Annotated in this window: 21 protein-coding genes; 10 read left to right on the top strand and 11 right to left on the bottom strand. The window is 68.4% G+C overall.

What is annotated here, in order from left to right:
- Window positions 1-82 precede the first annotated feature (82 nt).
- The gene (locus Q8N19_RS10055; RefSeq protein ID WP_305590261.1) at window positions 83-2062 is read left to right on the top strand and encodes an ATP-binding protein; all 1980 of its coding nucleotides are present in this window, start codon (window positions 83-85) and stop codon (window positions 2060-2062) included.
- Window positions 2063-2078: 16 nt separating this feature from the next.
- Here the strand turns inward: Q8N19_RS10055 and arsH are convergent, their stop codons facing one another.
- On the bottom strand, window positions 2079-2819 hold the full coding sequence (arsH, locus tag Q8N19_RS10050; protein WP_305590259.1) for an arsenical resistance protein ArsH: 741 nt from the start codon (window positions 2817-2819) through the stop codon (window positions 2079-2081).
- 96 nt (window positions 2820-2915) lie between these two features.
- Between arsH and Q8N19_RS10045 the strand changes: the two genes are divergently transcribed.
- Together Q8N19_RS10045 and Q8N19_RS10040 are read left to right on the top strand one after the other, a co-directional pair.
- Window positions 2916-3410: an arsenate reductase ArsC gene (locus Q8N19_RS10045; RefSeq protein ID WP_305590257.1), complete on the top strand. Its 495-nt coding sequence runs from the start codon at window positions 2916-2918 to the stop codon at window positions 3408-3410.
- Between the two features lie 37 nt (window positions 3411-3447).
- Complete coding sequence (locus Q8N19_RS10040; RefSeq protein WP_305590255.1) at window positions 3448-4176, top strand: dienelactone hydrolase family protein; 729 nt, start codon at window positions 3448-3450, stop codon at window positions 4174-4176.
- A gap of 3 nt (window positions 4177-4179) precedes the next feature.
- On the opposite strand, the gene Q8N19_RS10035 is transcribed toward Q8N19_RS10040, so the two are convergent.
- Window positions 4180-4647, bottom strand: a complete 468-nt coding sequence (locus Q8N19_RS10035; protein ID WP_305590253.1) for a hypothetical protein — start codon at window positions 4645-4647, stop codon at window positions 4180-4182.
- Between the two features lie 105 nt (window positions 4648-4752).
- Here Q8N19_RS10035 and Q8N19_RS10030 point away from each other — a divergent pair, with 105 nt between their 5' ends.
- Window positions 4753-4926, top strand: coding sequence for a hypothetical protein (locus tag Q8N19_RS10030; protein ID WP_305590251.1), 174 nt, complete (start codon window positions 4753-4755; stop codon window positions 4924-4926).
- Between the two features lie 12 nt (window positions 4927-4938).
- On the opposite strand, the gene Q8N19_RS10025 is transcribed toward Q8N19_RS10030, so the two are convergent.
- The 3 genes from Q8N19_RS10025 to Q8N19_RS10015 form a co-directional block, all read right to left on the bottom strand.
- Window positions 4939-6075 (bottom strand): PHB depolymerase family esterase, encoded by a 1137-nt coding sequence (locus tag Q8N19_RS10025; RefSeq protein ID WP_305590249.1) that lies wholly within the window; start codon window positions 6073-6075, stop codon window positions 4939-4941.
- A 91-nt stretch (window positions 6076-6166) separates the two neighbouring features.
- Window positions 6167-6841: a spermidine synthase gene (locus Q8N19_RS10020; protein WP_305590247.1), complete on the bottom strand. Its 675-nt coding sequence runs from the start codon at window positions 6839-6841 to the stop codon at window positions 6167-6169.
- A 99-nt stretch (window positions 6842-6940) separates the two neighbouring features.
- A complete protein-coding gene (locus Q8N19_RS10015) occupies window positions 6941-8197 on the bottom strand; it encodes a cytochrome P450 (RefSeq protein WP_305590245.1) in 1257 nt (418 codons plus the stop codon).
- A gap of 106 nt (window positions 8198-8303) precedes the next feature.
- Between Q8N19_RS10015 and Q8N19_RS10010 the strand changes: the two genes are divergently transcribed.
- Complete coding sequence (locus Q8N19_RS10010) at window positions 8304-9110, top strand: RNA methyltransferase (protein WP_305590243.1); 807 nt, start codon at window positions 8304-8306, stop codon at window positions 9108-9110.
- Here Q8N19_RS10010 and Q8N19_RS10005 read toward each other — a convergent pair.
- A complete protein-coding gene (locus tag Q8N19_RS10005) occupies window positions 9107-9253 on the bottom strand; it encodes a hypothetical protein (RefSeq protein WP_305590241.1) in 147 nt (48 codons plus the stop codon). The two genes, Q8N19_RS10010 and Q8N19_RS10005, sit on opposite strands and share 4 nt — an antisense overlap.
- Window positions 9254-9406: 153 nt before the next feature.
- Here Q8N19_RS10005 and Q8N19_RS10000 point away from each other — a divergent pair, with 153 nt between their 5' ends.
- The gene (locus Q8N19_RS10000) at window positions 9407-9994 is read left to right on the top strand and encodes a TetR/AcrR family transcriptional regulator (RefSeq protein WP_305590239.1); all 588 of its coding nucleotides are present in this window, start codon (window positions 9407-9409) and stop codon (window positions 9992-9994) included.
- Window positions 9995-9998: 4 nt separating this feature from the next.
- Here Q8N19_RS10000 and Q8N19_RS09995 read toward each other — a convergent pair whose 3' ends face one another.
- The gene (locus tag Q8N19_RS09995; RefSeq protein ID WP_305590237.1) at window positions 9999-10514 is read right to left on the bottom strand and encodes a CinA family protein; all 516 of its coding nucleotides are present in this window, start codon (window positions 10512-10514) and stop codon (window positions 9999-10001) included.
- 102 nt (window positions 10515-10616) lie between these two features.
- Here Q8N19_RS09995 and Q8N19_RS09990 point away from each other — a divergent pair, with 102 nt between their 5' ends.
- Together Q8N19_RS09990 and Q8N19_RS09985 are read left to right on the top strand one after the other, a co-directional pair.
- Window positions 10617-11624, top strand: coding sequence for an FAD-binding oxidoreductase (locus Q8N19_RS09990; protein WP_305590236.1), 1008 nt, complete (start codon window positions 10617-10619; stop codon window positions 11622-11624).
- A gap of 58 nt (window positions 11625-11682) precedes the next feature.
- The gene (locus Q8N19_RS09985; protein WP_305590234.1) at window positions 11683-12507 is read left to right on the top strand and encodes a transglycosylase SLT domain-containing protein; all 825 of its coding nucleotides are present in this window, start codon (window positions 11683-11685) and stop codon (window positions 12505-12507) included.
- Window positions 12508-13048: 541 nt separating this feature from the next.
- Here Q8N19_RS09985 and Q8N19_RS09980 read toward each other — a convergent pair.
- Both Q8N19_RS09980 and Q8N19_RS09975 read right to left on the bottom strand, forming a co-directional pair.
- Window positions 13049-14248 carry a CaiB/BaiF CoA-transferase family protein gene (locus Q8N19_RS09980; protein WP_305590232.1) on the bottom strand — a complete coding sequence of 400 codons (1200 nt, stop codon included), beginning with the start codon at window positions 14246-14248 and terminating at the stop codon, window positions 13049-13051.
- A gap of 112 nt (window positions 14249-14360) precedes the next feature.
- Complete coding sequence (locus Q8N19_RS09975) at window positions 14361-16154, bottom strand: ATP-binding protein (protein ID WP_305590230.1); 1794 nt, start codon at window positions 16152-16154, stop codon at window positions 14361-14363.
- Between the two features lie 161 nt (window positions 16155-16315).
- Between Q8N19_RS09975 and Q8N19_RS09970 the strand changes: the two genes are divergently transcribed.
- Both Q8N19_RS09970 and Q8N19_RS09965 read left to right on the top strand, forming a co-directional pair.
- Window positions 16316-17455, top strand: a complete 1140-nt coding sequence (locus tag Q8N19_RS09970; RefSeq protein ID WP_305590229.1) for a DUF2336 domain-containing protein — start codon at window positions 16316-16318, stop codon at window positions 17453-17455.
- A 48-nt stretch (window positions 17456-17503) separates the two neighbouring features.
- Window positions 17504-18289: an NUDIX hydrolase gene (locus Q8N19_RS09965; protein ID WP_305590227.1), complete on the top strand. Its 786-nt coding sequence runs from the start codon at window positions 17504-17506 to the stop codon at window positions 18287-18289.
- Between the two features lie 18 nt (window positions 18290-18307).
- Here Q8N19_RS09965 and Q8N19_RS09960 read toward each other — a convergent pair whose 3' ends face one another.
- Together Q8N19_RS09960 and Q8N19_RS09955 are read right to left on the bottom strand one after the other, a co-directional pair.
- The gene (locus Q8N19_RS09960; RefSeq protein ID WP_371133826.1) at window positions 18308-18799 is read right to left on the bottom strand and encodes an Hpt domain-containing protein; all 492 of its coding nucleotides are present in this window, start codon (window positions 18797-18799) and stop codon (window positions 18308-18310) included.
- Between the two features lie 121 nt (window positions 18800-18920).
- Window positions 18921-19703, bottom strand: a complete 783-nt coding sequence (locus tag Q8N19_RS09955; RefSeq protein WP_305590224.1) for an NAD kinase — start codon at window positions 19701-19703, stop codon at window positions 18921-18923.
- Between the last annotated feature and the right edge of the window lie 7 nt (window positions 19704-19710).

Below are 19710 nucleotides of genomic sequence, written 5' to 3'. Positions count from 1 at the left end.
CCCTGGAGCGCCGCCTTGGGCGGGAGGGATTAATTCCCCGACCGTTAGGATGCGGGTCTGAAATCACAGTTGAGGGCGGCGCGTGGTCCATCCTTCCGTTCCGCTAGAGGCGGTGCGATCCACCGCTGAGCGCGTGGTCAGGCTCGCCCATGCGGTCTATGGGGGCCTGGGCGCCGATGTGGTCTGGCGTGAGGGCCGCCGCCATTCCCGCACCCAACCCTTCAAGGGCGACACCAACAGGCGCTTTCCCAGCCGGCATGTCATCGCCACGGCCGCGCCCCTCTGGATCGAGGATTTCGAGACCGATCCCCAGGCGAGGACGCTGAACCTCGCTGCGGGCCCGGATATGACGGCCTTCCTTGGCGTCCCGATCCTCAGCGACGGCAAGGTCCTGGGCGCCCTGATCGCCATCGATGGACAGGCCCGCCCCCGCGTCGATCGGACGGTGCGTCACTTTCAGTCCCTGGCCTCCCTTCTGGGCGACGACTACGCCCGGGTGAAGATGGCCAATGAACTGGCCGCCGCCCTTGAGGACTCCGCCCGCTCCGAGCGGCGGCTCAGGGCGGCTATGCGCATCGCCAGGATTCGCGTCTGGGAACTGGACCATGTCCGCCGCGAAGCGGTCAGCGAGCAGCAGCGCCGCGATGTGGTCGATTACGACACGGCTATGGCGCAGCTCTGGGCGCCCGTCCATCCGGAGGATCTGCCCGGGGCCATGGCCGCCTGGGACCAGCATCTGGCCGGCGGGCCGCCGCTCCATATTGTCCATCGGCATGTCCGCCAGGATGGCGGTATGCGCTGGGTCGAGAGCGTCGCTGAAGCCGTCCGCGACGAGGTCGGCGAGGTGATCGGCGCGGTCGGCGCGGTGCGCAACATGGACCAGGAAAAGCGCAACGAACTGGAGCTGATCGAGGCGCGCCAGGCCGCGGAGTCCGCCAACGAGGCCAAGAGCCTGTTCCTCGCGACGGTCAGCCACGAGATCCGCACCCCGTTGAACGGCATCTACGGCATGGCCCAGGCCATGGCCCGCGATGACCTCCCGGCCGAGCAGCGCAAGCGACTTGAGGTCATCTGCCGATCCAGTGAGAGCCTGCTCGCCATCGTCAATGACGTGCTCGATCTCTCCAAGATCAATGCCGGCAAGGTTGAGCTGGAAGAGATCGACTTCGATCCGGCGGTGCTGGCCAACGGGGTCCGGGAAACCTTCGCCTCTCTCGCCGCCGCCAAGGGTCTAGCCCTGCGGGTCGAGGCGACGCCGGCCGTCGCCGGCCCATTGCGCGGCGACCCCGGGCGCGTGCGCCAGGTGCTGTCCAATCTGGTGTCCAACGCGCTGAAGTTCACCGCCAGCGGCAAGGTTGTCATCGGCCTGGACTACGGGCCAGCCGGCCTGGTCGCCAGCGTCGCCGACACGGGTGTCGGAATCGCCAAGGACCGTCAGGCGCTGATCTTCGACTCCTTCGTCCAGGCCGACAGCTCGACCACACGTCATTTCGGCGGCACGGGCCTGGGCCTGAGCATCTGCCGGGAGCTGGTCCGGCTGATGTCGGGCGAACTATCGCTGTCGAGCGAGCCTGGGGTCGGCTCGACCTTTGTGGTCACCCTGCCGTTGGCCAGGGGGTCAGCCGACGCAATCGTTTCGCAGCGCCAGGCGCGCAAGGCCGCCCCTGAGGCCCTCGGTGAGACCCTGCGGGTCCTGGCGGCGGAAGACAATCAGGTCAATCAGCTGGTGCTGAGCACGCTGCTCGGCCAGCTGGGCGTACAGCCGCGCTTCGTCGGAGATGGCGCTCAGGCCCTGGAGGCCTGGCGGCAGGAGCCATGGGACCTGATCCTGATGGACGCCCAGATGCCGGTCATGGACGGGATCGAGGCGACCCGACTGATCCGCACGGAGGAGGCGCGTCTGGGCCTGTCCCGCACGCCGATCATCGCCCTGACGGCCAATGCGCTCAGCCATCAGGTGGCCGAATATGTGGCCTCAGGCATGGACCAGGTGGTGGCCAAACCCATCGAGGTCGCGCGTCTGGTCGAGGCGATGAACGTCGCGCTTAGCCCGCAGTCCTAGGACGAGCCGGGCGAACTCAAGGGCTGGCTGGCGTCGCCCCATGCGACATGGCGCCGGCCCCAAGCTGCTGGCCGGCCGTCTCACGACCTTCAGCCTTCCGCTCGCTGTAGCGATCCACCAGATAGTCGGCCCGGTCGCGGGTCAGCAGGGTGAACTTCATCAGCTCCTCCATCACATCGACGATCCGGTCGTAATAGGGCGAGGGCTTCATCCGGCCGGCCTCGTCGAACTCCTCATAGGCCTTGGCGACGGACGACTGGTTGGGGATGGTGATCATCCGCATCCACCGTCCCAGCAGGCGCAGCGCGTTGACCGCGTTGAACGACTGCGACCCGCCGCTGACCTGCATGACCGCAAGGGTGCGGCCCTGGGTGGGCCTGACGCTGCCGACCTCCAGCGGAATCCAGTCGATCTGCGCCTTCATGATCCCGGTAATGGTCCCGTGCCGCTCAGGGCTGCACCACACCTGGCCCTCAGACCACAGGGACAGGGCGCGCAGTTCCTGGACCTTCGGATGGTCGGGGGAGACGGAGTCGGGAAGGGGCAGGCCGGCAGGATCGAAGGTCCGGGTCTCGGCGCCCAGTCGCTGCAGGATGCGCGCGGCCTCTTCAGTGGCCAGACGGCTGTAGGAGCGCTCTCTCAGCGAGCCATAGAGCAGCAGGATGCGCGGCGGATGGGAGGCCCGCCGCCCAGGCTCCAGCTGCTCGATCTGCGGGGGCGGAAGAAACTGTGACTGAAGGGCGGGAAGATCAGACATCGGGCCTCAAGAGAACGGAACTGGCGGCTTCAAAGCGCGTGAAATTTCCTATATCCCGGAACCATCGAAACCAACCTTGGCTACGGGACCGCGCGCATGACTGAGAAGACCTACAACGTCCTGTTTCTCTGCACCGGCAATTCCGCACGCTCGGTGATCTCCGAAGCGATCCTGAACAAGGAAGGGGCGGGGCGGTTCAAGGCCTTTTCCGCGGGCTCCATGCCCACGGGCCGGGTGAACCCCCATGTCCGGCCGATCATTGAGGCCCGCGGATTTGGCCTGGAGGACTTTCGATCCAAAAGCTGGGACGAGTTCGCCACCCCAGACGCGCCCCGGCTCGATTTCATTTTCACCGTCTGTGACAACGCCGCCGGCGAGGTCTGCCCCATCTGGCCGGGCCAGCCCATTTCAGCCCATTGGGGCGTCGAAGACCCCGCCGCTGTGGAAGGGACCGAGGCTGAAATCGCAGCCGCCTTCGCCGAAGCCGCCCGGCTGCTGGGGAACCGCATTCGCCTGTTCGTGAACCTTCCGCTCGCCTCGATTGACAAGATGTCCCTGCAGGCGAAGCTGAAGGACATCGGCCAGGCCTGAGGCAGGTCAGGGTCAACATCCCCCTCGGAGCTCCGCCATGATCGAACAGACCCACGAGATCGCGACTCCGGACGGCCCCATGACCACCTTCGTGGTCCATCCCGAACGGGGTGGGCCTCATCCGGTGATCCTGTTCTTCATGGACGCCCCGGCCATCCGTGAGGAGTTGCGCGACATGGCCCGGCGCCTGGCCACGGTCGGCTACTACGTCATGCTGCCCAACCTCTATCACCGGGCCGGCGTACTTGAGATCGGCGACCTGAATGACGAGGCGACCCGGACCCGGATGGTCGACCTGATGAACGGCCTGACCATCCCTATGGTCATGGCCGACTCAGACGTCCTGCTGGCGTTTGCAGATCAGGATCCGGCGGCGGGCGAAGGCCCCGCCGGCTGCCTCGGCTACTGCATGAGCGGTCAGTTCTCGATCAACGCCGCGGCCCGACATCCTGAGAGGATCGCCGCGGCGGCCTCGCTCTACGGCACCTATCTGGTCACCGATCGCGACGACAGTCCCCACAAGGTCGCCCACAAGACCGAGGCCGAGCTCTATTTCGCCTGCGCCGAGACCGACCGCTGGGCGCCTCTGGAGACCGTGCGCGCCTTGGCCGAGGCCCTGGAGACCCGCGAGGCGCCCACCGAGGTCGAACTCTATCCGGGCACGTCCCACGGCTTCGCCTTCCCCCAGCGGGCGGCCTATGACAAGGCGGCCGCCGAGCGCCACTGGGAGCGGCTGATCACCCTGTTCGGCCGCAATCTGGGCTAGGGTTCACCGCCGATTGACGGTCAGGGCCACCACGGCGGCGCCGGCGGCGACGATCAGGGCGTCCTCCAGCAGGCCGCTGGGGGTCTGGCCCATCTTCGCCATGGCCCGCTTGCGGCCGGCCAGGGTCAGATAGGCCAGGGGGACCACCGTAGTCACGGCCACCGCCGCGCCAGCCCGTTCGCGCCCCCGAGGCGCCAGGGCCGCGCCCGCGATGCCAGCGCTCATCACCCGGGCCAGCAACCCGAGGAAGACCGTCCGGTCAGGCGCCGACTTCATCTTGTCGCCGAAGAGTTCGCCCACCCCCATGGCCAGGGCGCCGAACTTGAACAGCGGATGGTCCAGCAGGACCAGGGCGCCGGGCGTGCGACGGCCGGCGAGCCTGGCCGTCGCCAGGGTGGCCATGGGGGTCATCGACCGGGCGCTGGCGACGGCGCCGATGAGGGCGGAGGGGAGGAGGCCTAGCGATTTCATCCCGGCTAAACCCCGAAGCCGGGCCAAGGTTCAGCCCCGAGGTCAGGAGGGATCGCATGGGGCGTGGCTGGCGTTGCACCTGGCGACTGACCACTGGAGAGCGCCATGCCTGATCCTGAAATCCTGCCCGACCCTGATGGCCAGCCCCCGACCCAGCCCAGTGAACTGCCGGCCGGGGGGCGACCGGGCCTGGACATTCCCGAACTGCCGGACGAAGGCGACCCGTTGGAGAACGACGTGGAGATTGGCCCCGGCGGGCTTGAGATCGGCCCCAGATAGAGGGGCCTCGCCTCAGCCCATGAGACCCGCGCTTCTCAAGGCCTTGGCGATCACCGCCTGCACAGAGGCAGGGACGTGGCCTGAAACCGACCGCATGACCATTTCGCCCACCCCCTCGTGTTTGGCCTCAGGCGTGGGCGTGGGCGCGGCTGTGGCGTCCGACGCCGCTGCTGCCGCATCAGGGGCCAGCCCCCAGAAGCGGAGACTCTCCAGGGCGGCGGAGACGCCGGCTTCAAGCATGTAGGGAGCCGTCGCGCCGACGCCTTCCGGTCCGCCCGTCGCAAGCGGCGTCCCATGGCCGAGGTCATCGATCAGATGGCGCTCCAACAGGACCACGCCGTTCTGGGGTGAACGCCAGATGGCCTGGCTGCGACCAGCCAGGGACAGGGTTTCGTCGGGCTCAACGGCCAGCCCCAGCGTCCCGGCCCACTGGCGGACGAGCGCCTCGGCGTTGGCGGGAGTCACGGTGGAGTCTGCGGCCCCCTGCCAGATGGATACCCGAGGCGTCCGGTCGCCCTGGGGGCCGGCCCCGAGCACGAGGGCGGCCAGGGCCGCGGCGTCCCGATCGTCAGACCGCCGCATGACCTGCAGAGCCTCGCCGACGCTGGTGGCGACGCCATAGGGCAGGCCAGCGACAATGGCCCCGCCAGCGAAGACATCGGGATAGGTCGCCAGCATCACCGCGGCCATGGCCCCTCCGGCCGACAGCCCAGAGACGAACACCCGACCGGCGTCGGCCTCGAACCTGGCCGTCGCATGGGCTGTCATGGCGGCGATCGAGGCGGCTTCTCCCCCGCCTCGGGTGATATCGGACGGGGAGAACCAGTTGAAACAGCGGTTGGGATTGTTGCCGGAGACCTGCTCGGGGGCCACCACGGCGAACCCGAAGCGATCGGCGAGGGTGAGCCAGCCAGAGTCTTGCGCGAAGGCTTCGGCGCCCTGGGTGCAGCCGTGCAGGACCACGACCAGCGGGGCGTCACTGGGCAGGCCCTGCGGCGTGTAGCTCAACATCCGCAGGCCGCCGGGGTTTGTCCCAAAGGCTGTCGTCTCCACCATCCGTCGCGGGCGGTCAGCCCCGCGCCGGGATGTCCCGGCGGCGACCAGTCTGGCGCGCTTAAGCATGGCGGTGGTGTCTGCGAGGCTCGGCATAGCGGTTCCTGTTGGCGGTAGCGTACAGAGAGGTAATGCTGCGGTGCAGCATTAAGTCGCCTTGGAGCCGTATTTCTTTTTTCCCCGACCCCTAGCCCCGCACGCCGAGCCAGATCACGTGGCGGGCGCCACGGCCGCCCTTGCGCGCCGGGACCTTGACCACCTCGGTCGCCAGCCCGGTGCGCTTCATCCGGCGGGTGAAGCCCTCGTCCGGGGCGGAGGACCAGACGGCCAGAACGCCGCCGGGGCGCAGGGCGGCCCGGGCGCGGGCGAGGCCAGGCAGGTCATAGAGGCCGTCGTTGGCCCGCCGCGTTAGGCCTTCGGGGCCATTGTCCACATCCAGCAGGATGGCGTCCCAGGCAGCCGGCGCCGCGTCGATCAGGGGGCCGACGTCGCCGGTGTGTATGTTGACGCGGGGATCATCCAGGCAACCCTGAAAGACCTCGCTCAGAGGGCCGCGAGCCCAGGCGACCACCTCAGGAACCAGCTCGGCCACCGAAACCTGGGCGTCCGTTGGCAGGACGGCCAGGGCGGCGCGCAGGGTGAAGCCCATGCCGAGGCCCCCGATCAGCACCCGTGGGGCCGCGCGCCCGGCCAGCCGGTCCCAGGCCAGCGTCGCCAGCGCTTCTTCCGATCCGCTGAGCCGGCTGTTCATCAGCTCGATGGACCCGGCCATGATGGAGAATTCGACGTCGCGGCGCATCAGGCGCAGTTCGCCGCCCCCGTCGGGCATTTGGGCGGTGTCGAGGCAGATCCAGGGCTTCATGGCCTTCGCATACCGCCTGCCGGCGGCCCCGCCAAAGCAAAAGCCCCGCCGCCTGGAGGGGCGACGGGGCTTCGGACGTCCGCTGGAGACGGGCGCTGACTAGAGGCGCGAGGGGATGACCACCTTCATGGATTCATAGCCCTTCACGAAGGTCGAGAAGACGCGCTTGGGCTCTTCCACCACCTGGATGTCGGGGAAGCGCTTCATGATCTCTTCCCAGATGATCTTCAGCTGCAGCTCGGCCAGGCGGTTGCCCACGCAGCGGTGGATGCCGAAGCCGAAGGAGATGTGCTGACGCGGACGCTCGCGGTCGATGATGTAGCTGTCGGGGTTGTGGATGACCTCGTCGTCGCGGTTGCCCGAGACGTACCACATGACGACCTTGTCGCCCTTCTTGATGGTCTTGCCGCCCATTTCGAAGTCCTGGGTGGCGCGGCGACGCATGTGGGCCAGCGGGGTCTGCCAGCGGATGGTCTCCGAGACCATGGACGGGATCAGCTCGGGATTGGCCCGCAGCTTGGCGTACTGGTCGGGGTTCTGGTTCAGCGCATACAGGCTGCCGGTGATGGTGTTGCGGGTGGTGTCGTTGCCGCCGACGGTCAGCAGCACGATGTTCCCGAAATACTCCCGGGGGGTCATGTTCCGGGTCTCAGGGCCATGGGCCAGCATGGAGATCAGGTCGCCGGCCGGCTCCGCATTGACCCGCTGGTTCCACAGCTCAGTGAAGTAGCCATGGTACTCGATGAAGATCTGCATCTTCTCTTCGAGGGTGTCGATCAGCCCATGGCCGGGCACCGCGGTGACCACGTCGGACCAGTAGGTCAGCTTGCGGCGGTCTTCCTGCGGCATGTCGAACAGGGTGGCCAGGGTCATGGCCGTGAGTTCCATCGACACCTTGTCGACCCAGTCGAACTCCTCGCCGATCGGCAGGCTGTCGAGGATCTTGGCGGCGCGCTCGCGGATCAGGGGCTCGAGGATCGCCAGGTTCATCGGCGAGACGGCGGGGCTGACGGTCTTGCGCTGGACGTCGTGCTTGGGCGGGTCCATGGCGATGAACATCGGCAGCGGACCTTCTTCCCCATCCTGGTCGGCGATGGTGATGCCGGGCTCGGAGGAGAAGACCTGGTGGTTGGTGTCCACCGCCATGATGTCGTTGTACTTGGTGATCGACCAGTACGGCCCGTACTCGCTCTCGGCGGTGAAGTGGACCGGGTCTTCCTTCCGCAGCCGCTCGAAGATCGGCCACATGGCGTTGGCCTGGAACAGCTCAGGCTGAGCCGGATTGAGCTGATCAAGGGGGGTGGCGTAGGCCTTGGCCCGCGCGTCCTTCAGAATATCAACCGTACCGTCAGCCATGGGAATCCTCCAGATTTTGACCCACGATAGGCTAAAGATGACGCCGGCGTCAACTTTTCCTGTTCGCCCAGGGCGGGATTCTTCGCCGCAACTTGAGGAGCGCCGCTTGCCGCCGTCTTTCACGGTCATCTCGGACCCCGCCGATCCCCGGGTGGAGCCGTTCCTGGACGTCCGCGAGCGGGATCTGGTGGGACGCCGGGGCCTGTTTGTGGCCGAAGGCGAGGTGGTGTTGCGGCATCTGCTGACCTCGTCCCTCTGCGAGCCGGTGGCCCTGCTGGCGGCCGCAGATCGGGCGGATCGCCTGGCCGAACTGATCGGCGCGAACGGTCCGGCCGCGCCGGTCTATGTGGCTGAGCAGCGTGTCATGGACGCCATCGTCGGTTTCCCGATCCACCGGGGTCTGCTGGGCCTTGGTCGGCGGCGGGCGATACCGAGTGCGAGCCGTCTGATCGAAGCCCTTGCTCCCCAGGCGCGGGTCGCCGTGGTCCATGGCATCGGCAACCACGACAATATGGGGGGGCTGTTCCGCAACGCCGCAGCCTTTGGCCTGGACGCCGTCCTTCTCGATCCGACCTGCTGTGATCCGCTGTACCGCAAGGCGCTGCGGGTCTCCGTCGGCGCAGCGCTCATCATGCCCTACGCCAGGCTGGGGCCAGCCGACGATCTGGTGGCGCTGTTGGAGGAGGCGGGGTTCGAGGTGGTCGCCCTAAGCCCTTCTGGGCGACAGGACCTCAAGGACTATCGCCCGGCGAAGCGGACGGCTGTGGTGTTTGGGGCCGAGGGGCCGGGATTGCCGCCCGACATCCTGAGTCGCTGCGCAACCTTGCGCATTCCTATGGCCGGCGGCTTCGACTCGCTGAACGTCGCCACCACCAGCGGCATCGTCCTGCATCACCTGACCAGCAGGCTTTAAAGCGCGGCGGCCGGCGCCAGGATCAGCATCCAAAGGAGCGCCGAGGCGGTCAGCACGAAGATGACGCTGCGCCGAACCGGCCAGCGCCCACGACCGTCCTGCTCGCCGCTGTGATAGGTGTCGTTCCGGATCGCCTGGGCCATCGTCCTTCATCCAGTTCTGCAAGTCACAGCAAAACGCCGCGCCTCCAGGCGGGTTCCAAACCGCCGCAGGTCCGGCCCCTGGACTTCGCTTCGGTTGTCCGGCTCAATCATTGGTGAGCGAGGGTTTTGCGTAACACCAGGGTTGGGAGCCGTATGGCCTGGTCCGACGTCGCCGCCCGTCGGCGCTATCATGTGGGAAACCTCCGGGCGCAGCTGCTCGAGGAGGCCCGCGCCATCGTGGAGGAGGGGGGCGTCGCCCAGCTGAACCTTCGCACCCTGGCCGGACGCGCCGGCATCGCCGCAGGCTCGGTCTATCATCACTATTCCGGCAAGGCTGAGCTCCTGGCCGAACTGGCCGCCGCCGGGTTCCAGGAGCTGGAGCGCCGTCTCACGGCCGCCCAGGACTCCGCGGTGGAGGGCACGCGGATCCGCACCCTGGCCCGGGCCTATTTCGCCTATTCGAAGACCGACAGCGCCATGTTCGGGCTGATGTTCGATCCTGCGGTGGCGACCCATCCGGGCGTTGAACAGGCCAGGACCCGTTGTTTCGCCGTGCTCCAGGCCGCCGTCGCCGTGGCCCTGCCGGCCCGCAAGGACGCCGATCAGATCGACAAGATCGCCTGGGCGGTCTGGGCCTGCGGCCATGGGGCCGCCTCTCTGCGGGCCTCCGACGCCGATCGCGCCGACGAGCTCATGGAGGATGTGATCCAGGGGCTGGAGCTGCTGTTCGGACGGCGCTGAACCGTCAGACGGCCAGGATATCCTCACGCATCATGCGCAGCGCGGTCTCGAGAGCCGCCTGGCGCACCCTGGCCCGGCCGATTTCGCCAAACCGCATCCGTAGGTGGCGTGGACTTGAGCCCCGGCGGGCGCTGGCGAAGTGAACCAGTCCGGCCTCTTCCTCCGGCGAGGGGCCGGCGTCCGTAAAGCCGGTGATGGCGGCGACCACGTCGGCCTGAGACCGATCCAGCGCCCCCTGGGCCAGCGCCAGGGCGGCGGCCTCCGAGACGGCTCCTTCGATGTCGAGAATCGACTGGCGCACCCCCAGCAGTTCGTGTTTCGCCGCATCCGTATAGACGACGAAGCCCCGCTCGAAGGCGTGGCTGCAGCCGGGAATGTCGGTGAGCAGGGAAGCGAGCAGCCCGCCGGTGCAGCTCTCCGCCGTGGCGAGCTTGAGGTCCCGGTCGCAGGCCAGCCGCAGAACATCATGCGCCAGGTCATCGATCGGCTTGGGAACGGTCAGGGAGAGCGCTTCGGCCATGGGCTGAACCTCCGTGCGGGACTGCTGCAACCCGGAGTGATAGCCGCCGGTTCCGCTTGATTTTCCGCCCCCAGATGGGTCGTTAGCCGCATGAGCTCCCCTTTGAGAGTCGCCGTGGCCGGCGCCGGCGTCTTCGGACTGGCCAGCGCCCTGTCGCTCGCCCGGGCCGGGGCGGTGGTCACCGTGCATGACCCAGGGCTGGACCAGTCCAACGCCTCCGCTGTGGCCGCAGGGATGCTGGCGCCGCTCAGCGAAGCCCTGACCGATCCCACAGTCGCGCCCCACCTTGACCTTCTGATGGCCGCCCAGGACCTATGGTCTGACTTCGCCGCCACCCATGGCCTTGAGCTGGACAGGTCCGGCGCCGTTCTCGTCGGCGATGATGCGCGGCGATCGGCCCTTAGCGCGGCGGCTGCGGAATTGGGGGTCTCCCTGCCTGCTGCGGATACCGCCGCCGCCCCCGCCCTGGCGGGAAAAGGAGCGCGCGGCTGGGGCGGCCTGAGGGTTCCCGGCGACTGGCGGGCCGACGCAGCGGATCTGCGCCTCCTGATCCAGGCCGCCCAGGGTCTGGGGGTCACGCTCGTTTCCGAGCCGCTGAGACCTGGCGAGCAAGACCTGCTGGTGGTGGCCACCGGCGCCTCTCGCGATTTCCTGGACGCCGCCCCGGAGCTGGCGGCCCTCACGCCAATCCGGGGGCACATCCTGCGTTATGGCGCCCTCGACTATCAGGGCCCGGTCCTGCGGGGGCCGGGCGCCTATGCCGCCCCGTCGCGCCATGGCCTGCTGGTTGGCGCCACGATGGAGGTGGGGGAGGGCCGCGAAGGCGTTGATCTGGAGGTGGCCGCTGGCCTCGCCGTCCAGGCCGAAGCAGTCTTTCCTGGGCTGATCGGCCGGGCCTGGACGGCGGCGGCGGGCGTGCGGGCCGCCACCCCGGACGGTCTCCCCCTGGTCGGCCTCTCCGCCAACCCTGGGGTCATCCTGGCCTGCGGGGCCCGGCGCAATGGTTGGCTGCTCGCGCCCCTGGTCGGGGCGATGGTCGCGGCCCTGGCGCTGGGCGAGGCGCCGGGCCCCTGGGCCGCGCGGCTGAATCCGCGACGCTTCGCCACCTGAGACGCCTCGGCGAACGTGGTTAGCGGGCCGTTAACCATGTGTGCGCCATTCAGGAACCATGTCCGTCCAGGGTCTCAGAGGTGTGGTCGAAACCGCCATCCAGCGCGCGTCCAGCGCGACGGGGGTGGATTTCACCTTCCTAATGGGCACCGCCCACCGGGAGAGCGGCTACAATCCCACCGCCAAGGCCAAGACCTCCTCGGCCGCAGGGCTCTTTCAGTTTGTCGAGCAGACCTGGCTGGCGACGTTGAAGCAGCATGGCTCCAAGTACGGCTACGCCCGCTACGCCGACCTGATCCAGAAGGGGTCAGACGGCCGCTACCGGGTCGCCGGCGCCGAGGCGCGCAAGACGGTCATGGACCTGCGCTTCGACCCTCACGCCGCCTCTCTGATGGCCGGCGAACTGACCTCGGACCACGCCGCCTACCTCAAGGGGCGGGTTGGGCGCACGCCCACCGCCGGCGAACTCTACGCCGCCCACTTCCTGGGTCCGCATGGTTCAGCCAAGCTGATTGAAGCCACCCGCTCGCAGCCTGGCGCCAGTGCGGCGTCGCTGTTCCCTGAAGCCGCCCGGGCTAATCGGTCGATCTTCTACAAGGGCGGTCGCCCGGCCACGGTGGCGGAGGTCTACGCCAATCTCACCCGCACCGGCGGGGCTGGACAGGCGGTCGGGCCCCGGGAAAGCGCCCCGCAGGACACCGGCTTCATCCAATATGCCTCGGCCCGCCGCGCCGAGGCCATGCGCGAGCAGGAGGTCCTGGTGGACTTCATCCTGCGCGGCTCTCAGCCTGCCGAAGGCGCCGGCGTGGGTCAGAGGCTCGGCGGCTCGCTGTTCTCCACCGAAATGCTGCGCATGCTGTCCGAGGCCCGCGACGATAGCTAGGCGGCGCAGACAAATTGGTGACGGTCAACTTTTGCAGGCTTAGCCTGGGGTTATGATCCCGAAGCCGACCTTGGCCGCCGCCATTGTGATGGGGCTAGCGGCTCCCTCCGCCGTAGTGGCCGAAGTTGCATGCTATGACGCTAAGGTCCGAGCTCGAGCCACTGATCAAATACCTAGCGAGATACCCGGCTGCGGCGTCGACTGCATTATTGTGTCCTGGCCCTGGTTCGTGGACTTGCGCGTGAAACGGATCATCGACGGCGCCCTCTCCGCCAAGAGAGTCAGGGTGTTGACGGTTCAGCATACCTATCACGTCGCACGCGAGACCACTTGGCTGCTTCGCAGGAATGCCGCTGGCGGCTTTAATGCCCTGTCTGAGGAAGACGGGGCGCCGCTGGCTCGATGTCCAACTGAAGTCGCCCCTGTCGAGCCCCACATCCGGCCAAGTGACGGACAGACCCTCGACGACCTCCGCGACACAGGCATTCGGTTGTTCGGCCGCCATGCCAAGTGATTGCTCCCAGCCCCAGACGAGCTGAAACTAGGCGACCGCCGCGCCCGCCTGCAGCATCGCATCGATCGCCTCAGCCCCGTAGCCCAGTTCCGCCAGAACCTCTCGGGTGTGCTGGCCGAGGCCAGGGGGCGGCGGCCTTCGGCTGAGATCGACGCCGGGGAACTGAGCCGGCGCGGCCGGCGAGTCTCCAAAGCCGCCTTGCGCGTTTTCCACCTGCACCAGTGCGCCGGAGGCGCGGACCTGCGGATCAGCGGCCACCTCGGCCGGCGTCTGCACCGGCGCCCAGACCAGATCGGCGGCGTCCAGCCGGGCGGTGACCTCGTCCCACGCCAGGGCGCCGAAGGCCTGGTCGAACTCGGCGGTCAGGGCCGCGGTGTTGTCCTTGCGCAGGCGGCCCGAAGCGAACCGCGGATCCTCCAGCAGGTCTGGCCGGCCGGCGGCCTTGGCCATGACCGCCCAGTCCACCGATCCGCCCCGGGGGTTGGTCACGAACCAGCGGCCCTCGGCGCTCTGGAAGAAGTTGGCCAGGGGGTTGAGCGGCTCGCGCCGCGAGCGGTTGGACGACAGCCGGCCAAAGCGCAGCTGCACCGCCAGGTCCGAGCCTACCGTATAGGTCCCCGTGGCCAGCAGGGAGGTCTGCACCATGCGCCCGACGCCCGTCTGCTCGCGCTCATAGAGGGCCGCCAGGATGGCCGAGGTGGTGGCCAGCGACGTGATGTGGTCGCCAAAGCCGGTGCGCAGCAGGAAGGGGTCTTCCCCCTTGGGCGTGGTCATCCGCGCCACCCCGGCGCGGGACCAGAAGGCGGTGACGTCGAAGCCGGGCTTGTGGGCGTCGGGTCCTTCCATGCCGTAGCCGGTGACGAGGGCATAGATCAGCCGCGGATTGGCCGGGCGCAGGCTGGCCTCATCCAGGCCCGCGCGCTTCAGGGAGGCTGGCCGGACATTGGTGATGAAGACGTCGGCGCCGGCCGCCAGCTTCGCCACGGCCTCGCGCCCCTCGGGCTTGCCGATGTCCAGGACGATGGAGCGCTTGCCCCGGTTGTCCATCTCGAAGGTGGGGTTGGCGCCCAGGTCGCTCTTGGCGTCGGCGAAGACGTGCCGCATGTCGTCGCCGCCCGGCCGCTCGATCTTGATCACCTCGGCGCCCCAGTCCCCCAGGATGCCGGCGGCGCCGGGCGCGGCGATATAGGTGGCGAACTCCACCACCTTCAAACCCTTGAGTATCACGAGCGCTCCGTCCTCCGCCTGTGGCCGCGCCTTGACCGGCGCAGCTCCCTGTTGGCGCCATACTGACCGGGGCCGGCGAAGGGGGAAAGGCGTTCTGCGCGGTGACCCTGCGTCAGGCGATCTTGCGGGCGAGGCTCCGGCGGGAGGCGGCGGTGGCGTCGGCCACGGCCCGGGCCACGGCGGTGACGCTGACCGGCTTGCGCAGCACCGCATCGGCGCCGGCCCGGGTGCATTCCAGGGCCTCGCCGGCATCGCCGCCGATCACCGCAATGATCGGCAGGTCGCAGGCCGGGGCGTCGAGGGCGCGGATGGCGGCGGTGGCCTCCGGCCCGTCAAGGCCAGGCATCCGGCCATCTATCAGGGCCAGGTCGAACTCGCAGACCCGGGCAAGGTCCACCGCCCGACGGCCGTCCTGGGCGTGGACCACCTGGTGGCCCAGCTGCTCCAGCACCGCGCGCATCATGGCGGCGTTCAGGCTGTCGTCCTCAGCCATGAGAATCCGCAGCGTGCGCCCCTCGGCGGGCGCCTCGTCGGGCGCTTCGAAGGTGAGATCCAGAGGGGCGGCGGCCAGGGGGTCGAAGGGCAGGATCAGGCCGAAACAACTGCCCACCCCAGGGGCGCTGGTGGCGGTCAGCTCCCCGTTCATGAGCCGGGCGAGCTGCCGCGAGAGGGACAGGCCAAGGCCGGCGCCCGGCACACCTGCGCTCGTACGCTCCACCCGGTGGAAGGCCTCGAAGGCCTGGGCGAGTTCGCCGTCCGACAGGCCTGGGCCGGTGTCGGCGATCTCGATGAGCACGCGGCCCTCTGGCGTCAGGCTGAGCCGCGCCTCCACCCGGCCGCGGACGGTGAACTTGATGGCGTTGCCGACCAGGTTGGCGAGGATCTGCCGCACCCGGGCCGGATCACCCAGGGCCGCGCCGGGGCCTGCGGCCAGTTCAGGGGCCACATAGACGCTGAGCTCCAGACCTTTGGCGCCCGCATGGGGGCGGTTCAGCAGCATCAAGTCGCGGACGAGGCCCGGCGCGTCCAGTGGCCGGACGTCAACCGCCAGACGACCAGCCTCGGCGGTCTCTGAGTCCAGGGTGGTGTTGAGTACCGCGATCAGATCGCTGACCGCGTCCAGGGCCGCCGACAGCTGCTCCCGCGATGGGGCGGCCCGACCATTGCGCCCGGCGGCGGCGGCCAGGACGTGGGACACCCCGGTCAGGCCGTTGCGGATTTCGTGGCTGAGAGTGGCGACGAGGTCGGACTTGGACTGGGCCAGCCGGCTGGCCTCCTCGACCTTGCCCGCCCGCTCGGCGATCAGCACCTCGCGCTCGGCGGCCATGGCGAACTGCCGGCGCAGCACCCGGTTGAGCATCAGGGCGAGGGCGAAGGCCAGGGCCACGCCGCCCCAGGCCAGGGTGGCGGCGTTCTGACTGTGCGGACTGGCGAACAGGGCGATCAGCGGACCGGCGGCGGCGGCCGCGCCCACCACCAGCAGGCTGGGCAGCCAAGGCGCGGTGAAGAAGATGCAGATCACCGCCGCGGCCGTGGCCATCAGCAGCAGGGTCTCACGCATGGGGCCCGCGCCGTCGGCGAAGGCGGCGACCTGGGCCACACAGCCGGCCCAGACCAGGCCTGTGACAATATGGACCCGCGAGCGGGCCCGCAGATCTTCCGCGCCCGGGGTGCGCAGCCAGCTGACGGCGGCGTAGGTCGCGCCGCAGGCCATGGCGAACAGGGCGAAGCTGGCGGTCATCCAGGCGGCGTTGTCGGCATAGGAGCCGGCCCAGACGAAGACCGGCATGCTGACGACGAAGGCCACCAGCGCGTAGGGCAGCAGCGCGGCCTGGGCGTCCAGGGCCTGTTGCGCCACAGATGCGCCGCCGCGTGGGGCGAACCGAGCAGAATCGTTGGATGACACGGGCTTGGTCCTTTGCGGTGACGCCCGCGAAGGTAGTGGGTCAGGGTTGGCGGGGGGTTACGCAACAGCGTTAATCCACAGGCGGGTGCGAAACCGTCCGTTAAGCCTAATCGACCATTGTCATGAGACGGGGCGGGAGTCCCGGCGCAGGGGAGGGGCACATGACCACGACGCGGGCGGCGCTCACCGAGGATGACATACGCACCCTGGTGAAGGGCGCGACCCCGGACGAGCGGGCATTGGTGGCGCACAAGCTGTGCCGGCGCATCGACACCCTGCCTTTGACGCCCGAAGAACAGGTCCTGGCCCAGGACATCCTGCGGGTCATGGCCCAGGACGCCGCCGAGCTGGTGCGCCGGGCCCTGGCGGTAACCCTAAAGAGTTCGCCGCTCATTCCCCACGACGTGGCTCTGAAGCTGGCCAGGGATGTGGAGAGCGTCTGTCAGCCGATTCTGAGCTTCTCGCCGGTCTTCACCGATGAGGAGCTGGTCGAGATCGTCCGTCTCGGCGGACCGGTCCGCCAGGTGGCCATCGCCAAGCGGCCACGCCTGTCGCGCCGCCTGACTGACGTCATCGTGGAGACCGGGGTGGAGCGCGCCGTGGAGGTCGCCTGCTCCAACGACAACGCCGATTTCGCCGACCAGACCCTGATGAATGTTCTGGCCCGCTTCGAGCGGTCGGAGCGGGTGCTGGCGGCGGTCGCCTACCGTCAGACCCTGCCGCTGTCGGTCACCGAGAAGCTCATCGACCTGGTGGGCGATCAGGTCCGCGACCACCTGCTGGCCCATCATCCGGTCTCACCGGAGCTGGCCCTGCAGATCGCCACCGGCGCCAAGGAGCGGGCGACGCTGGATCTGGTGGACCAGGCCGGCCGCGCCGCCGACCTCAAGGCCTTCGTCGCCCACCTGCACCGCAACGAGCGCCTGACGCCATCCCTGCTTCTGCGCGCCCTGGCCCACGGTCATATGGCCTTCTTCGAGTGGGGCCTGGCCGAACTGGCCGGGGTGCCACACCACCGCACCTGGCTGATGATCCATGACGCTGGCCCCCTGGGGTTGAAGGCCATCTATGAGCGCGCCGGCATGCCCGCCCGCCTGCTGCCGGCCTTCCGAGCCGGGGTGGACACCTTCCACGCCATGGAATTTGAGGGCGGCGCCCGGGACCGCGACAAGTTCCAGAAGAAGATGCTCGAACGCTTCCTCACCCAGCCCCATGTGGGCGCCCGAGAGGACGCCGACTATCTCCTCGATCGCATGGACCGGATGGCCGAGCGCGCTGCGCCGGCGTTGCAGTCGGCCTGATCCGAGCTTTTCCTTGGCGAATGGGTGCGCCGGGCTCAGATATCGCCCATGACCCATGATCCCGCGGGCGGCCTGGTGCGTCCGGCCTCGACCCTGCTCCTGATCCGCGACGACCCCGCCTTTGAGGTGCTGATGGTCGAGCGGCACCATCAGATCGACTTCGCCTCAGGGGCGCTGGTCTTTCCAGGCGGCAAGTCCAGCCCTGGCGACCATGATGAGGCCTGGCGCGAACACGCCCTCGGCTGGGTCGAGCATGGCGCGGATCAGTCTGGCCTGCGGATCGCGGCCATCCGTGAGGTGTTCGAGGAGGCCGGTCTGTTGCTGGCCCGCCGGGCCGATGGCGGCCCGCTCGAGGTCGAGCCTGCGCCCCTTGAGCTGCGCAAGTCGGTGGATCGGGGCGAGACGCCGTTTTTGGATGTGGTGCGGGCGGCAGGCGCGCAGCTGGACCTGTCGGCGCTGACCGTCTTCGCGCGCTGGATCACCCCGCCGGTGACGCCGAAGCGTTTCGACACCTGGTTCTATGTCGCCCATGCGCCGGCCGACCAGCTGGCGGTGTGCGATGGGCGCGAGACGGTGGACGCCTGCTGGTACGCGCCCAACGAGGCGCTCGGCGCGGCCGAGCGGGGGATCCGGAAACTGGTCTTTCCGACCCGGATGAACCTGCAACGGCTGGCCCGGGCGGCCAGCGCGACGGCGGCCATCGATCAGGCCCGGGCGCGGCCTCTGGTGACCGTGCAGCCGGAAATCCACGAGGGCCCCGACGGCCGGCGATTAGTCCTGCCTGAGAGCGCCGGTTATGGCGCGGTCAGTGAGCCGTTTATCCCAGGAATGTAGGGGTTTGGAGGAAGGTCCTCAGACGAGGCCCGAGGCTGACACCCGGCGCTCGAGCTCTTCGACCAGGATCTTGCCCACCGGATGGTCGTCGGTCTTGATGCCGTCGCGGACCGCGGCCTTGATGCCGTCGATATGGGCGTCGATCAGGACCATCGGCGCTTCCATGCGCTTGTCCTTGTCGTCGATCAGCTTGCACAGCGAACCGGCCATGCGGGTGATCAGCGGGAATTCGTAGGTGGCGCCGAGGCCCTTGAGGTCGTGGGCCCGCAGATAGAGGGTTTCCAGGGTCTCAGGCGTGGCGCCGTCTGTTTTCACCTGCTGACGGGCGGCCTCCAGCTTGGTGACCTCATCCTGCAGCCAGGCGGCGAAATTGCCTGAGAGGCTCTTGAGCGCAGCTTCAGCCTTGGCGATCGCGCTGGCGTCGACCGCGCCGAAACGTCCCCCGACCTTCAGGCGAAGCGTATTGGGGACCTGGATCACCTGACCCGTATTCTGCTGACTCACTGCCATCTCCTTTTGGGATGATTGCCAACGATTCTAGGCAGGATAGCTTAACAACGAATGAGGCGATTGCGCGCTAAGTCTCGCTATGCATGTGACGAAAGCGTCGGAGGATAGGCGGCTTTCTCAACTAGGCCGAGAACTGCTCGGCCAGAACCCGTTCTTCGAGGCTTCGACCTGCGTCAAACAGCATCACCAGGCTGATGTCGCGGTTCTCCGCCACATGCACTTCTAGCACGTCACGAACTTCGAAATTGTCGGCCACCGCGCTCACGGGCCGCTTGTCGGCTTCCAGGATCTCGAAGCTCACGCGGGCGGAGTGCGACAAAAGCGCGCCGCGCCAGCGACGGGGTCGAAAGGCGCTGATCGGGGTCAGGGCCATCACCTTGGCGTCGAGGGGGATGATCGGGCCATGGGCTGAGAGATTGTAGGCCGTGGAGCCGGCCGGCGTGGCCACCAGGGCGCCATCGCAGGACAGCTCATTGAGGCGAACCTTGCCGTCCACTGAAATGCGCAGCTTGGCCGTCTGGCGGGTCTGGCGAAGCAGGGACACCTCATTGATCGCCAGCGCCCGATGCTGGCGGCGGCGGGAATCCACCGCCACCATGCTCAGGGGGTGAATCAGGGCCCGCTCGGCGGCGTTGATCCGGTCGAGCAGGTCGTCGGGGCTGTACTCGTTCATCAGGAAGCCCACTGATCCCCGGTTCATCCCGTAGATCGGCTTGGGCGCCCCCATATTGCCGTGCAGGGTCTCGAGCATGAAGCCGTCACCCCCCAGGGCGACGATCACCTGGGCCTGGTCCTGCGGCACTTGGCCATAGCGTGCGGTGAGCGCCTTCAGGGCGTCCTGGGCCTCAGGCCGGTCGCTGGCGGCGAAGGCCACCCGGGTCACAAAGGGTTCGGCTCGGAACATGGGCCGC

Source organism: Phenylobacterium sp., assembly GCF_030693405.1.
Taxonomy (GTDB): Bacteria; Pseudomonadota; Alphaproteobacteria; order Caulobacterales; family Caulobacteraceae; genus Phenylobacterium.
This window is presented reverse-complemented; position numbering and strand designations above follow the sequence as displayed.

Coding starts and splice junctions, on each gene's coding strand:
- Q8N19_RS10035 (WP_305590253.1), bottom strand. CDS start 4,647: ATGAAATCGCTAGGCCTCCTCCCCTCCGCCCTCATCGGCGCCGTCGCC.
- Q8N19_RS09955 (WP_305590224.1), bottom strand. CDS start 19,703: ATGTTCCGAGCCGAACCCTTTGTGACCCGGGTGGCCTTCGCCGCCAGC.
- Q8N19_RS10015 (WP_305590245.1), bottom strand. CDS start 8,197: ATGGCTGACGGTACGGTTGATATTCTGAAGGACGCGCGGGCCAAGGCC.
- Q8N19_RS10025 (WP_305590249.1), bottom strand. CDS start 6,075: ATGCCGAGCCTCGCAGACACCACCGCCATGCTTAAGCGCGCCAGACTG.
- Q8N19_RS10005 (WP_305590241.1), bottom strand. CDS start 9,253: ATGGCCCAGGCGATCCGGAACGACACCTATCACAGCGGCGAGCAGGAC.
- Q8N19_RS09985 (WP_305590234.1), top strand. CDS start 11,683: ATGTCCGTCCAGGGTCTCAGAGGTGTGGTCGAAACCGCCATCCAGCGC.
- Q8N19_RS09995 (WP_305590237.1), bottom strand. CDS start 10,514: ATGGCCGAAGCGCTCTCCCTGACCGTTCCCAAGCCGATCGATGACCTG.
- Q8N19_RS10020 (WP_305590247.1), bottom strand. CDS start 6,841: ATGAAGCCCTGGATCTGCCTCGACACCGCCCAAATGCCCGACGGGGGC.
- Q8N19_RS10030 (WP_305590251.1), top strand. CDS start 4,753: ATGCCTGATCCTGAAATCCTGCCCGACCCTGATGGCCAGCCCCCGACC.
- Q8N19_RS10045 (WP_305590257.1), top strand. CDS start 2,916: ATGACTGAGAAGACCTACAACGTCCTGTTTCTCTGCACCGGCAATTCC.
- Q8N19_RS09965 (WP_305590227.1), top strand. CDS start 17,504: ATGACCCATGATCCCGCGGGCGGCCTGGTGCGTCCGGCCTCGACCCTG.
- Q8N19_RS10000 (WP_305590239.1), top strand. CDS start 9,407: ATGGCCTGGTCCGACGTCGCCGCCCGTCGGCGCTATCATGTGGGAAAC.
- Q8N19_RS09970 (WP_305590229.1), top strand. CDS start 16,316: ATGACCACGACGCGGGCGGCGCTCACCGAGGATGACATACGCACCCTG.
- Q8N19_RS09960 (WP_371133826.1), bottom strand. CDS start 18,799: ATGGCAGTGAGTCAGCAGAATACGGGTCAGGTGATCCAGGTCCCCAAT.
- arsH (WP_305590259.1), bottom strand. CDS start 2,819: ATGTCTGATCTTCCCGCCCTTCAGTCACAGTTTCTTCCGCCCCCGCAG.
- Q8N19_RS10040 (WP_305590255.1), top strand. CDS start 3,448: ATGATCGAACAGACCCACGAGATCGCGACTCCGGACGGCCCCATGACC.